Here is a 13343-nt window from a genome sequence, read left to right on the forward strand (position 1 = left end):
CGACTCCCGGAAATCGCGCTTGCCGACCCCGGTCGCGGGGCGGCCTGGTCCTCACCCGGGGCACCCCACCGCGACGGAGGGTTGCCGACCAGCGAGCCGGGGCTTGACGCTGGTACTCATGACCTGGCCCAACTCTACGTCACGGGCGTCCCCGTTTCCTCCCCGTCGTCCACGGTGTGGAATGCGGCCGGTGGCCCGTCCCACGCTGTCCCTGGCTTCGACCGGAGGCTGCCGACGGTCCGGTGGTCACCCGCACCGGGCCGGGGGCGGGCACCGGGGGCGGCGGGCACGGGGGGCCGGCACGGGGGCCGGCACAGGGGGCCGGCACAGGGGGCCGGCACAGGGGGCCGGCACAGGGGGCCGGCACAGGGGGCCGGCACAGGGGGCCGGCACAGGGGGCGGGCACAGGGGGCGGGCACAGGGGGCGGGCACAGGGGGCGGGCACAGGGGGGCATCGAGCGACGGGCATCAGGCCGCGGGCATGCGGACTCCGTGATCGAGGCCCACCCGGATCAGCCTGGCGAGCCGGTACTCCGGATCGAGCTGCAGGGCGCGGTCGACGCACAGTCCGGCGCGCGTGCCGTCACCCCGGCACCAGGCGTAGGCGCCGGCGATGGTGAGGACCGGTGCGGCGAACCGCACAGGAGTCACCCGGCACAGCTCCAGAAGCGCATCCTCGACCCGGCGGGGGTCGCACACCAGGTCGTCAGCCTCGGGTACGAAGCCGTGGTCCACCTCTCCGACCAGGGCGTGGAGTCGCGTCAGCAGGCGATCGTCGACCTCGTCGGTCGGGAGCCAGCCCGGACAGAGCCAACCGATGAGCGCGTCTCGCAGGTCGCGGTCCTCGAGGGGCCCGACGAGCGGCGGGAGGAGGCGGGCCAGGCCCGCGGCCGGCGCCTCGCCGCGAAGCAGCACACCCCACGCGCCGAGAGACTCGTCGGTGAGCTCCTCCCAGCGGGAGGCAGCGGGCCGGCGGTCGGGCGCCGCGACTCCTTCCCCGGAACTGGTGGACTCGTCCACGCCCTCGGCGGGCCCGCCGATCCAGCTGAGGAAGCGGGAGTGCCTGGCCCTGCGATAGCTGTGCCGCCATTCCTCGACGGCCTGGGCCACGTGGTCGTCGTGAGCCTCCGGCAGCGGCTCGACGAGGGACGCGACCGCCCGCCTGCTGCCGAGCACCGATCGCCCTTGCGCGACGTAACCTGCCACCGCGGGCACGTCCGCCGGCGCGGGCAGGAGCCCGCCGTCATCCGGGCAGCCATCCGACCGAAGGCAGTACCAGCGCGCTCCCCGCACGACGAGGTCCTCGACCACCGGGATCCCGGCGAGCCCCAGGGCCACCCCGAGGGCATCGGCCAAGGGGCGCGCCTCGCCCGGCTCGTCCTCGTACGCGACGAGAGCCACCGCGGTGGCGCCGGCGCGCTCGATCGGCTCCATCAGCGCAGCGGCAGCCTGCGCTGCCTGTGGATGGGCGAGGACGTCCATCCGCGCAACGAGCCCGACGGACTTCTCCTGCAGGCAGATGATGACGACACTGCGCTCGGGCTGGAAGCCGAGGTGGAAGGGGACGATGGTGACCAGCTCGGCGGGTCCTGAGACGGAGATCTTCTGCATGCTCCGACAGTGGCGCAGCACCAGTCGGCGGGCCCGTCCATGCCGATGACCTGTGGATGACCGTCGGTCCCCTCCGGGGGGTGTGGATGACTCAGGTCGGCTCAGCGCTCGAGACGCTTGCGCACCGTCTCGAGGACGTAGGTCGTCGCGGCCTCGCGGGCGTGGTGTGTCAGCCGTGGGCCTGCACCGGTGGCCGCCACCTCGTGGACGCCGTCGCTCGCCGGAGACCCGAGCGGCCGGACCCGTCCTGCGGAGGCTCGTTCGGCGCGCGGGGGCGTGCGCCGACCCTGCCCCGCCTCCCACGTGAGGAACCGGTCGGTCTCCTCCACGAGTGTCTTGACCGCCCATGAGATGACCACGGCGTCGTCGGCGGCGCCGACGACCGGCAGCACCGCTTCCGGGACCAGGTCCACCGGCGAGACGATGTAGGCGACGGCCGCGGCGAGCATGCCGAGCCGACCGCGGGTCGTCCCGGCGTACTGGCCGGACAGCGTCGCTCGCACGAGGCGGGGAACGGCCTGGACGCGCACCGTGAGGCTCGGGGCTCCCGGCCGCGTCGAGGCGCGGATCACCGAGGCCGTCGTGGCGAGGAGCTTGAGGCGTGATGCAGCCTTCATGGCCTTACCTGCCACCGGCAGCCGCCCCTCCGCTCCTTGGCCCGCCGTTCATGCGGACATCAGGCGTGCCCGTGGCGCCCTGCCGGGGAAACTCCTCCGTGGCCTGCTTGGCGATCCGCCCCAGGAGATACAGGTCGACGCCGCCACCGACGAGCCCGCCCACGACGGGAACGGCCCGGCCGAGCTTGGCGATGACGCCGGAACCGAGCCGCCCGAGCAGGCGGAACGCGATGGCCTTGTTGAGGACCATGAGGGCGGGGGCGGGCAGGCGCTCGAGCGCGACCGAGGTGAGCCTGCCGCCGGCCGCGAAGACCCCGGCCTTCTTGAGCAGGTCCTCGGTGTCAGCGCCGGCGAGTGTAAGCAGGACAGCGGAGCGGATCTGGGGCTGGTCGATGTCGTAGCCCCGGAGACGGGCCGTCGCGGCCGTCATCCGCGTTCCCAGGAGATAGAACTCCAGGACGTTGGCGGGCAGTGCGACCGGCATCGTGAAGAACCCGCCGAGCCCCGTGACGAAACCACCGGCCGCGCCCAGTCGGCGATGGCTCCGCTCGACGATCCTGATCGCCTCCTCAGGGTCACCACCGGCGTCCTTCAGCGCCTGGTCCGCCACGCTGCGTGCCGAGGCGAACGGCCCCTTGCCGTCGATCCCGACGTCGAGCAGGCGCTCGAGGAACCGGGTGGCGGCACCGCTCAGACCCTCCTCGTCGGCCAGTCTGGCTCGCTCGAGAGCACTGCCGGCGTTGCCTGTCCGCGCGGCCTCCTGGACCTGACGCGCAGCGCGGTCAGAGGCCTCTCGAGTCTCGTCCTTACCCCATCCGAAGATGCCCACGTGGCTCCTCTCCCTGAGACTGTGCGTCTCGTCGACTGACGGCGGCCCGGTTCCGGCACTCGAGAACGGACGTCGCTGACGTTACGCGATGCCGGTCTGCGAGTGGCCAGTGGCCGCCTCCCGTCCCATACCCCGTCCCGTCGGTGTCCTCTCCTAGGCTCGGGCCATGAGCGACGCCACCCTGTCCGCCACCGCTGACGAGCTCCGAGGGTCACGCACCAGCCTCAAGTGGCGCACCTACCCTGCTGACGTGCTGCCGCTGTGGGTCGCGGAGATGGACTGCCAGCCGTGTCCCGCGGTCGTCGCCGCCGTGACGGACGCGGTCCGGCGCGGGGACACCGGCTATCCCTGGACCCGGGACTACGCCGAGGCCTTCGCGGGCTTCGCCGCACACCAGTGGGGTTGGCGCGTCGAGGGCCGGACCGTGCGCGTCGCCGCCGACGTCCTGACCGGTATCGCCCGTCTTCTCGAGGCGGCCACCGACCGCGCGGCGCCGGTCGTCGTCAGCTCACCGGTCTACAACGCCTTCTTCACCGTCATCGACGCCGTCGGACGCACGGCTCTGGAGGCGCCGCTCACCCCGGAGGGACGGCTGGACCCACTGACCCTCGAGGAGGCCTTCGTGCAGGCCACCTCTGGGGGCCGCCCAGCCGCCTACCTGCTGTCGAACCCGCACAACCCGACGGGCGTGGTCCACACGAGGTCCGAGCTGGAGACGCTCGCCCGGCTCGCCCGCGAGCACGGCGTCACCGTGATCTCCGACGAGATCCACGCGGCGCTCGTCTACGAGCCGGGGTCCTTCACCCCGTACCTCACGGTGAACGGCGCCGACCAGGGCATCACCGTGACCTCCGCGTCCAAGGCGTGGAACCTCGCCGGCCTCAAGGCGGGCCTGATCATCCCCGGCCCGGAGACCGGGGCCGTCGTCGACCGCCTCCACGCGTTCGTCGGCTTCGGGGCGAGCCACCTGGGCATCATCGCCCACACGGCGGCCTGGACCGAGGGTGCCGACTGGGTCCGCCGGCTCGTCGGAGAGCTCGACCGCAACCGCCGGCTGCTCGCGGAGCTGGTCGCAGCCCAGCTGCCGGGCGTTCGGTTCCGTCTGCCCGAGGCCACCTACCTCGCGTGGCTCGACTGCCGCGACCTCGGCCTGGGTGATGACCCCGCTGCCCACTTCAGGGAGCGCGGTCGCGTCGCACTGTCCGAGGGGCCGGCGTTCGGGGCCGGAGGCCGCGGCTTCGCGCGGCTCAACTTCGCGACGTCCCCCGCCATTCTCCGCGACGCCGTCGAGCGGATGGCCAGATCCCTTGAGTGACCACCCACCCCCTGCACCGCTCGTCGCGCTCGTCGTCGGACCCCATGAGGCGTATGCCGCCGGGCCGGGTCTCCGGGAGTCGTGGCCGCTCGCTGAGGTCGCCTCCCGTGTCGCCCGGATGATCGGCTCGATCCACCCTCGCTGGGTCGTGTGGTCGGCCGAGAACGCGCTCCGCGGTGTCGTCGCTGCAGGAGTCGACGTGCCCCGCTCCTGGGACCTCGCCGAGGCGCACCGGCTGCTGCACGGCGGCTGGCGCGCCACGCCCGGGGATGTCTGGGCGGGGTGCCGAGGCTTGCGCGTCGACGACGTCCCAGTGCCTCGCCGCGGCCGCCAAGCGGGCTTCGACGGCGACCTGTTCGACCTGGCCGAGAGGTCGGTCGACGAGCTCCTGACCGAGTCGGGACACCTGCGCGCGGACGCGCTCGAGGGGTGGGCCACAGGCTCGGAGCGACTGGGCCGTCTGGCCGACCTCGCCCTCACGTGCCAACGGGAGCAGGAGGGCTCGCTGCGGGCTCGTGGCGGCGACGGCGCGGAGCGCCTCATTCGCACCGTGTGGTCCGAGTCCGCGGCGGCGGTGCTGTGTCTGGAGCTGGAGCGAGACGGGCTCCCCGTCGACCGGCTCGCGGCCGAGGACCTCATCTCCGCGGCCGCCGGGCCACGACCACGGGATGATGCCGATGCGGCGCGCATCCGGGCTCAGCGCGACCACGCGGTGCTGCGACACGCGCCCGGCCGCGAGCGCGCCGACCTCCGCAACCCGGCCCAGGTCAGGACCCTGCTCCAGTCCGTGGGCGTCGACGTGCCCCACACCCGGGCCTGGGTGCTCGAGCCGTACCGTCCCACGCACGCGCTCGTCGACGCACTCCTGACCTGGCGCAAGAACGAGCGGGTCGCCACGACGTACGGGTACCGCTGGCTCGACGAGCACGTGGGCGCGGACGATCGCCTCCGCGGTCGGTGGACTGCCTGCGACGGTGCGGCCGGGAGAATGACCGCGCAGAACGGCCTGCACAACCTGCCGGCGCCGCTGCGGCCCGCGATCCGCGCCGAGCCCGGGTATGTCTTCGTCCGCGCCGACCTCGGCCAGGTGGAGCCACGCGTGCTGGCCGTCGTCAGCGGCGACCGGGCCTTCGCGGAGGCGACCCGCAGTGACGACCTCTACGCCCCCGTTGCCGCCAAGCTCGGCATCGAGCGGTCCGTGGCAAAGGTGGCGGTCCTCGCTGCGATGTACGGCCAACGATCGGGGGCCGCCGGCGAGGCCCTCAAGGACCTCGAGCGCGCCTACCCCGTGGCCATGGACCTGCTCGACCGCGCCTATGCCGACGGCGTGGCCAGACGCTCGCTGCGCACCTATGGAGGCCGTCTCATTCCCTTCGGCATCGAGCCGGTGCCGGCGGACCCGCCCCGAGCGGACGGGGCCGGCGTCCCGGGAAGCGAGCCCAGCGGCATACGGCCTGACGTCGACCGTGGCGGGAGCGACGCGGCACGGGGACGCTTCGCGCGCAACGCGATCATCCAGGGTTCGGCGGCAGAGCTCTTCAAGGCGTGGGCAGCCACGGTGCGCCACGCCGTCCGCCCACTCGGTGGGCAGATCGTGCTGTGCCTGCACGATGAGCTCCTCGTGCACGTTCCGCAGGCTCGTGCCGGAGAGGCGCAGCGTGCCGTGCAGGACGCCCTCGGCCGGGCCTCACACACCTGGGCCGGCACGGACGTCGTCCGGTTCGTCGCCGACGCGAGCGTCATCACCCGCTGGAGCGAGGCGAAGGACTGACACCGCCCGCGGGACCGACCGCGGTCCAGTGGTCCCCGCGCGAGAGGGTCGGATCAGCCGGGCTCGGGTCCGGCTCCGCCCGCAGGACCGGGACCGTCGTCGGCCACGTCCTTGAGGAAGGCCTCGAGCTCCGCGCCGATCTCGTCGGCCGTCGGAAGGTCGGAGAGGTCCGTCGCGAGCAGGCTGCGGTGCCGCCGGCCCTCGAGGAAGGTGTCGTACTGCTGCTCGAGGGCGTGCACGACAGCTGAGATCTCCTCGGACTGCTCCATCTGGCGGGCGATCTCGTCGCGGTCGCGACCGGCAGCGGCTGCCAGCGCCGTCGTGTCGAGGTCGAGCCCGGTCGCCGCGATGACGCGCTGGAGGCCCAGGAGGGCGGCATCGGCGAACTCGCTCTGCCCGAGGTAGTGGGGCACGTGGACGGCGAAACCGAGCGCGTCACGCCCGGCCTCGCCGAGACGCAGCTCGAGCAGGGACGCGAAGCTTCCCGGGACCTGCACCGTGCCGAACGGCGTCTCGTTGCCGGAGAGCAGGCTGCGGTTGGTCCCGTGGGAGGTGAAACCCAGCGGGCGGGTGTGGGGGACGGCCATGGGGATGCCATGGACGTTGATCGTCAGGTCAACCTCAAGGGCACGAATGAGGATCATCACGGCTTCGACCATGCGGGCCCACTGGTAGTCCGGCTCTGGCCCGGCCAGGAGCAGGAAGGGCACACCCTCGCGGTCGAGGACGCGGTGCAGCAGCAGGCTCGGGTCGGCGTAGCTCTCCCAGCGGTCGCGGTCGAAGACCATGGTGGGCCGGCGGCCACGGTAGTCGAGGAGCTGGTCCACGTCGAAAGAGGCAATGACCTGCGACTCGTGCGTCCCGAGCAGGTGCTCGGTCAGAAGGCGCTGCGTGTGCCCGGCGTCGACGAAACCGCCCAGGGCCAGGACGAGCACCGATGCGTGCGTGTCGGCGGGCGACAAGGACGAATCGGTCTCGAACTGGAAGAGCTCGGTGGGGTCTTGCACGGGAGGCCCTTTCGTGACGTCTGTTCAGGGAGTCCAACGCCGTGCGCAGCACCATGATTCCCGCTCAGGGCAGGAGCCGGGAGATCGCCTTGAAGACGCGCTGCGGCGACACGCTGTAGGCGGTCCCGAGGGACTGCGCGAAGAGCGAGACCCGCAGCTCCTCGATCATCCAGCCGATCTCGACGACCTCGGCGGAGCCGCGCTGGGCCGGCCGAAGGGCCTCGAGGAGATCTGCGTAGCGAGCCTCGACGAGATCGACCTGGTCGAGCGCCTGGGCGTCCCGGACAGGGTTGGCGACACCCTTGTCGAGCCGGTGCTCCACCGCGCGGAGATAGCGGTCGAGGTCGCGCAAGCGACCCACACCGGTGTGGGCGACGAAGCCCGGCCGGATCAGCTCGCCCACCTGGGCACGGACATCCGCCAGCATCGGCCGGATCGCTGGGCTGGTCGAACGTCCCAGCTCGGCCAGGCGGTTGGTGATCGTGAGATGGCGGGCCAGGATGGGCGCGACGAGGTCGACCACCTGGACGACACGGGTCGTCGTGTGGCTGCGGACCGCCGACAGCGCCCACTCGAAGTCCTCGCGGCTGCGCACGTGGCCGGGCTCGCTCCGGGGCGCCACCTCGGCGGCGATGGCGTCGACCGCAGCGGCGAGGCAGTCGTCGAGGAGGGCAGGAACACTCCCGTGGGGGTTGTGGCCCAGGGCGAGCTTCTGCGCGTTGGTCAGCCGGGCCAGGATCTGCTTCCACGGAGGAGTGATCGCGAGGAGGAGGAGGCGGCGGACGCCGAGGCGGTGCTCGGCGTCCGCCTCTGCTCGGGTCGGTAGGACCCGAAGGTCCACGGCGTTGCCCGTGTCGACGAGCGCCGGGAAGCCCTGCAGTCCGCCAGCGCTCTCGAACGCCTCGGGAACGACGTCGAAGTCCCACGTGGTCACGCCGGTGCGCTCGATACCGCTGCTGGCGGCCCGGACCTGTCGTCGCAGCTGCGGCGTCGCCCTCTCGCGGACCTCCTCGAGGTCCTTGCCGATGGCAACGGGCTCACCGCGGGGTGAGTCGACGCTGAACGTGATCCGGAGATGGCTCGGCACGCGGTCCCAGTCGAAGTCCGCGGGGCCCAGGGCCACGCCCGCTCGACGACGCAGCGCAGCGGCGAGGGCATCGACGAGCCGACCAGCGGCGGGGTCGAGGTCACCGAGAACGGCACGGGCATGGTCCGGGGCGGGCACCAGATGTCGCCGAGTCGCCTTGGGCAGCGTGCGGATGAGCGCCGTGACGAGCTCCTCGCGGAAGCCGGGGACCTGCCAGTCGAAGCCGTCCGGGGTGACCTGGTTGAGGCGGTCGACGGGGATGTGGACGGTCGCGCCGTCGAGGTCGGACCCCGGGTCGAAGCGGTAGGTGACGTCCAGCGTCAGGTCCCCCTGGGACCACCTCGTCGGGTAGTCGTCCACGCCGAGGCCGACGGAGCCGTCCCGGAGCAGGAGCTCCTCGGTGAAGGTGAGCAGGTCCGGGGTCGCGCGACGGGCCTTCTTCCACCAGGCGTCGAAGTGCCGCCCGGACACGATGTCGGACGGTATCCGCTTGTCGTAGAAGGCCACCAGGACGCTGTCGTCGACCGAGAGGTCTCGGCGTCGGGCCCTTGCCTCGAGGTCACCGATCCGCTCGAGGAGTGCGGCGTTGTCGCGCAGAAAGCCGTGCTGGGACTGCCAGTCCCCCTCGACGAGCGCGTGTCGGATGAAGAGATCCCGGGCCAGCTCGGGGTCGACCTTCGCGAGGGCGACGGTGCGCCCGACGACGAGCGGGACGCCGTAGAGGGTCACCCGCTCCGTGGCGACGGCGGCACCCCGACGACCCGACCACCGAGGCTCCGAGTACTGCCGCTTGACCAGATGCTCCCCGAGCTGCTCCGCCCAGACCGGGTCGATGCGCGCGTTGATCCTGGCCCACAGCCGCGACGTCTCGACGAGCTCCTCGGCCATCACGACCTGAGGCTGCTTGCGGAAGAGGGCGGAGCCCGGGCTGATGCCGAACCGGGCGCCGCGGGCGCCGAGGTACTCACGACGCTGCTCGTCGCGCACGCCGACGTGGGAGAGGAGACCCGCCAGGAGCGACTGGTGGATCGCGTCCGAGTCGACCTCCCCCTCACCGGTGCGCACGCTGCCGCGGGCCACGTCCAGACCGGCCTGCTTGGCCGCCTGCTTGAGCTGGGCGTGGAGGTCCTGCCACTCGCGCACCCTCAGGTAGTGGAGGAACTCCGCCTTGCACATGCGCCGGAAGGCACTGGAGCTGAGCTCGCGCTGCTGCTCCTTGAGGTGCGCCCACAGCTTCAGCCACGACAGGAAGTCACTCGTCTCGTCGGCGAAACGCTTGTGCGCGGCGTTGGCGAGCTCCTGCTTGTCCTGGGGCCGCTCCCGGGGGTCCTGGATCGACAGGGCTGCGACGATGACGAGCACCTCCCGCAGCACTCCGCGCTGGTCCGCCTCGAGGACCATCCTCGCGTGCCGCGGGTCGATCGGCAGCGTGGCGATCGTCCGGCCGTATGCCGTGAGCCTGCGTCCCGGACGTCGCCGGCCCTTGGGGGCCGGCTGGGTCGGGTCCTCGGGTGCGAAGGCCTGCAGCTCCTCGAGGAGTCGGACGCCGTCGGCGACCTGGCGCGAGTCAGGCGGGTCGACGAACGGGAAGCGCGCGAGGTCACCGAGGCCGAGGGAGGTCATCTGGAGGATGACCGAGGCGAGGTTGGTGCGCAGGATCTCGGGGTCGGTGAACTCCGGCCGGGAGAGGTAGTCCTCCTCCGAGTAGAGACGGATCGCGATGCCCTCGGAGACGCGGCCGCACCGGCCCGAGCGCTGGTTGGCGGACGCCTGGCTGATCGGCTCGATGGGAAGACGCTGGACCTTGGTGCGCTGGCTGTAACGGGAGATCCGGGCAGTGCCGGTGTCGATGACGTAGCGGATGCCGGGGACCGTGAGCGAGGTCTCGGCGACGTTGGTGGCCAAGATGACTCGTCGGCCCGTGTGGGGCGCGAAGACCCGGTGCTGCTCTGCCGCCGAGAGCCGGCCGTAGAGCGGGACCACCTCTGTCGTGGGCAGCTTCATCCCGTTGAGCGCGTCTGCGGCATCGCGGATCTCGCGCTCACCGGAGAGGAAGACGAGGATGTCGGAGCTCGAGCCGGTGTGGCGCTCGGTCCACAGCTCCTCGACCGCCTCGCAGATGCCGGTGATCATGTCCTTCTCGTCGTCGCCGTCCCGGCCCCCGGGGCGGTCCGGGTCGACGAGCGGGCGGTAGCGGATCTCCACGGGGTAGGTCCGGCCCGAGACCTCGATGACCGGGGCCGGCTCCCCCGTCGCCGGGTCCGCGAAGTGATTCGCAAAGCGCGCCGGGTCGATCGTCGCCGACGTGATGATCACCTTGAGGTCGGGCCGCCGCGGGAGCAGCTGCCTGAGGTAGCCGAGGATGAAGTCGATGTTGAGACTGCGCTCGTGGGCCTCGTCGATGATGATCGTGTCGTAGCGGCGCAGCTCACGGTCGCGCTGCAGCTCGGCCAGGAGGATGCCGTCGGTCATCACCTTGACCAGCGTGCCCCTGCTCGACTGGTCGGTGAACCTGACCTGGTAGCCGACCGTGGTCCCGAGGTCGACGGCGAGCTCCTCGGACAGCCGCTCGGCGACCGCACGAGCGGCGATGCGCCGCGGCTGCGTGTGGCCGATGAGACCGTCGAGGCCTCGGCCCAGCTCGAGGCAGATCTTCGGCAGCTGCGTCGTCTTGCCGGAGCCCGTCTCGCCGGCGATGACGACGACCTGGTGGTCGCGGATCGCGGCCGCGATGTCCTCCCGTCGGTCCACGACGGGCAGGTGCTCCGGGTACGTGATCGACGGCACCGACGCGGCGCGGGCAGCTCGACGCGCGGCTACCACCTTCGGGCTGAGTGGGCCCCCCTCGGAACGCTGGGCCCCCGAGGTTCGCCTCGGACGCCCCACTCCCCCACCACGACGCCGCCCACCTCCGGTTCGCACGGGCGCGGCGGGACGGTCCTCGGGCATGGGCGACAGGATAGGCGGCGGCAACGAACCCACCGAATCGGTTTCCGGCGGAACCGGTCCGCTCCGCGTAGGGTCCGACCGAGGAAGATCTCTGGAGGAGTGGCGATGGACGCGAGGCCGGCGGCGCCGGATCCCCAGCACGACCGGCACGTCGCGTTCCCCGACGAGCCGGCAGCACCGTCCGCGCGCACGCTCCCACTGACAGCGTGGGCTCCAGCGCCGGTTGAGCGCCACAGGCTGCTTGCCCCGCCACCAGCCCCCTCGCGGAATCCGCAGTGGCCCGGCCGCCGGGTGCGAGCTGCCTGGGTTGCCCTGGCGGGCTGCTTCGCACTCGCCGTCCTGGGAAACCTCTCGGACGTCAGTCAGGACTTCGCTCCGGGAGGCAGTCACATGGAGTGGCCGGGCGACTCCGACGCGTGGGGGGACGGGTCCGCAGGAGCCCTGTCTCCTGACGTCAGCGTCGTGACGGACCCGGGGGTCCCCGGTGTCCAACGCACCGGGGTGTCGACGTCCGAGCCGCCTCCGGGGACGACGGCGTATCGAGTGGAGGTGGTCGGCAGTGAGCCCGGGGCCACCCTCCACCTCATCGGCCGCCACGGGGACACCGCGATCCCCGAGTCGGCCCTGCCGCTCGTCCTCGACGTGCGCACCCACGAGCCGGACAGCCTCGAGCTCGTCCAGGCCTTCGGCGTGCACTTCCAGGACGAGATCCAGTGCCGCGTCTACGTCGGTGAGGAGCTCGTCGCCATCGCCACGGGTCCGGGCGAGGCCGAGTGCGCGCTGCCACCCACCTGACCGGACGGCGACGGCACGCCCCGGGCGCGTCTCGGCCCAGCGGCATACGGCCAGCTCAGACGTCGGCGTCAGACGTCGGCGTCAGACGTCGGCGTCAGACGTCGGCGTCGGGCGTGGCGTCGGCACCTGCCCGACGGTTGTTGATGGCGACCCGGAGCGCCATCGCCTTCTCGAACGCCGTGTGCCAGAACCGGCTGAGCACGAGCTCGCGCTCGCCCACCACCTCGACGACGTCCGCGCCCGCGCCGAGCTTGAAGAGCAGCAGGCCGATGAGCGGCGACGTGGCGCCGAGTGAGGTGTTGAAGCCGCGCAGGTCGTAGGACGTGCAGCCCAGGTCGATCGCGTCCTGGATCGCCTGCCACTGGAGCGCGTTGCTCGCCCGGGCGTCGCGGTTGCGGCTCGTCGAGCCGCCGTAGAGGTAGGAGAAGGTGTCGCCGACGCGCACCATGAGCGCCGAGGCGAGCACGTCGCCATCGACGTGGGCCTCGTAGATCCGTCCGGTGACCTGCTCGCCGGCCTCGGAGAAGGACCGGACCATCTGCTCGAAGTAGGACTTGGCCCGCGGGACGAAATGGTCCCGCTCGGCGGTCTCGACGTAGAGCTCGTGGAACCGGTCGACGCCGTCGACCCCGACGGACCGGACCTGGACACCCGCCTTGTCGGCCTTCTTGATGTTGCGGCGCCACTGCTGGTTCATCGACCTGAGCGCGGCCTCGGTGTCACGTCCCTCGAGGTCGATGACACAGAGGTAGCGAGGCTGCCCGACCGCCGCTGTGCTCCCCCACCCGATCGGGCGCCAGCCGGCGCGGTCGAGCCAGGTCTCCAGGCGACGGGCGACGGGGTTGTCCACCGCCGGCGGCAGGGCGGTGAAGGACATCAGCCCGCCCTCACTGATCTGCTTCTTCACGGTGTCGGGCTCCCAGGACCGCGACACCACGGGGAACCCGAGCCGCAACGCGAACGCCCCGGACGAACGGGCCCAGTCGACGAGCGGGTCGAGCCACGCCGCCGGGTCCTCTGCGACGGCCGCCCAGGGAAGGGCGGGCCCCTCCGGCAGGTAGGCGAACGAGCGTCGCACGCGAGGCAGGCTCCGCGAGAGGATGAGCCCGGCACCGACCCGCGCACCCGTCGCGTCGAACCAGCCCAGGTGCACCGCCGCCCAGTCGGGTTTGGTGCGTGCCCAGGCCGGGGTCTGCAGGAAGCTGCCGTGCAGCTCGAGGAGGGTCGCCTGCGCCTCCTCCGCCGACACGGGACGCACGGTGAACGGACCCACCGGCGAGGTGCGCGCAGTGGGCTCGTCGGGTCCCGTCGCCACAGCGGGTGAGGTCGGTGAGGTCGGGGGGATCGGTGCCTCGTCCATGG

9 protein-coding genes and 1 riboswitch are annotated in these 13343 nt (G+C 72.2%); of the genes, 3 read left to right on the forward strand and 6 right to left on the reverse strand.

What is annotated here, in order from left to right:
* Positions 1–10: 10 nt before the first annotated feature.
* Positions 11–124, reverse strand: a riboswitch (SAM riboswitch).
* Positions 125–468: 344 nt separating this feature from the next.
* From ABWV20_RS14340 to ABWV20_RS14350, 3 genes are all read right to left on the reverse strand, one after another.
* On the reverse strand, positions 469–1611 hold the full coding sequence (locus ABWV20_RS14340) for a DUF4192 domain-containing protein (RefSeq protein ID WP_353356197.1): 1143 nt from the start codon (positions 1609–1611) through the stop codon (positions 469–471).
* 101 nt (positions 1612–1712) lie between these two features.
* Positions 1713–2228 (reverse strand): YkvA family protein, encoded by a 516-nt coding sequence (locus ABWV20_RS14345; RefSeq protein ID WP_353356199.1) that lies wholly within the window; start codon positions 2226–2228, stop codon positions 1713–1715.
* A gap of 4 nt (positions 2229–2232) precedes the next feature.
* Positions 2233–3057: an EcsC family protein gene (locus ABWV20_RS14350; RefSeq protein WP_353356201.1), complete on the reverse strand. Its 825-nt coding sequence runs from the start codon at positions 3055–3057 to the stop codon at positions 2233–2235.
* A gap of 166 nt (positions 3058–3223) precedes the next feature.
* On the opposite strand from ABWV20_RS14350, the gene ABWV20_RS14355 reads away from it, so the two are divergent.
* Both ABWV20_RS14355 and ABWV20_RS14360 read left to right on the forward strand, forming a co-directional pair.
* The gene (locus ABWV20_RS14355; protein WP_353356203.1) at positions 3224–4372 is read left to right on the forward strand and encodes a MalY/PatB family protein; all 1149 of its coding nucleotides are present in this window, start codon (positions 3224–3226) and stop codon (positions 4370–4372) included.
* Positions 4365–6143, forward strand: a complete 1779-nt coding sequence (locus ABWV20_RS14360; RefSeq protein WP_353356205.1) for a DNA polymerase — start codon at positions 4365–4367, stop codon at positions 6141–6143. The genes ABWV20_RS14355 and ABWV20_RS14360 overlap by 8 nt, the downstream gene beginning before the upstream one ends.
* Before the next feature lie 53 nt (positions 6144–6196).
* Here the strand turns inward: ABWV20_RS14360 and ABWV20_RS14365 are convergent, their stop codons facing one another.
* The gene (locus ABWV20_RS14365) at positions 6197–7150 is read right to left on the reverse strand and encodes a PAC2 family protein (protein WP_353356207.1); all 954 of its coding nucleotides are present in this window, start codon (positions 7148–7150) and stop codon (positions 6197–6199) included.
* Positions 7151–7214: 64 nt separating this feature from the next.
* Positions 7215–11186 carry an ATP-dependent RNA helicase HrpA gene (gene hrpA, locus ABWV20_RS14370; protein ID WP_353356209.1) on the reverse strand — a complete coding sequence of 1324 codons (3972 nt, stop codon included), beginning with the start codon at positions 11184–11186 and terminating at the stop codon, positions 7215–7217.
* A gap of 390 nt (positions 11187–11576) precedes the next feature.
* Between hrpA and ABWV20_RS14375 the strand changes: the two genes are divergently transcribed.
* The gene (locus ABWV20_RS14375; RefSeq protein ID WP_353356211.1) at positions 11577–11981 is read left to right on the forward strand and encodes a hypothetical protein; all 405 of its coding nucleotides are present in this window, start codon (positions 11577–11579) and stop codon (positions 11979–11981) included.
* A gap of 94 nt (positions 11982–12075) precedes the next feature.
* On the opposite strand, the gene ABWV20_RS14380 is transcribed toward ABWV20_RS14375, so the two are convergent.
* On the reverse strand, positions 12076–13341 hold the full coding sequence (locus tag ABWV20_RS14380) for a lipid II:glycine glycyltransferase FemX (RefSeq protein WP_353356213.1): 1266 nt from the start codon (positions 13339–13341) through the stop codon (positions 12076–12078).
* Positions 13342–13343 lie beyond the last annotated feature (2 nt).

The organism is Intrasporangium sp. DVR (assembly GCF_040365325.1).
Lineage (GTDB): Bacteria > Actinomycetota > Actinomycetes > Actinomycetales > Dermatophilaceae > Intrasporangium.

Excerpts from the sequence above, each read along its gene's own strand:
- ABWV20_RS14345 (WP_353356199.1), bottom strand. The coding sequence starts at position 2,228 with ATGAAGGCTGCATCACGCCTCAAGCTCCTCGCCACGACGGCCTCGGTG.
- ABWV20_RS14375 (WP_353356211.1), top strand. The coding sequence starts at position 11,577 with ATGGAGTGGCCGGGCGACTCCGACGCGTGGGGGGACGGGTCCGCAGGA.
- ABWV20_RS14355 (WP_353356203.1), top strand. The coding sequence starts at position 3,224 with ATGAGCGACGCCACCCTGTCCGCCACCGCTGACGAGCTCCGAGGGTCA.
- hrpA (WP_353356209.1), bottom strand. The coding sequence starts at position 11,186 with ATGCCCGAGGACCGTCCCGCCGCGCCCGTGCGAACCGGAGGTGGGCGG.
- ABWV20_RS14380 (WP_353356213.1), bottom strand. The coding sequence starts at position 13,341 with ATGGACGAGGCACCGATCCCCCCGACCTCACCGACCTCACCCGCTGTG.
- ABWV20_RS14340 (WP_353356197.1), bottom strand. The coding sequence starts at position 1,611 with ATGCAGAAGATCTCCGTCTCAGGACCCGCCGAGCTGGTCACCATCGTC.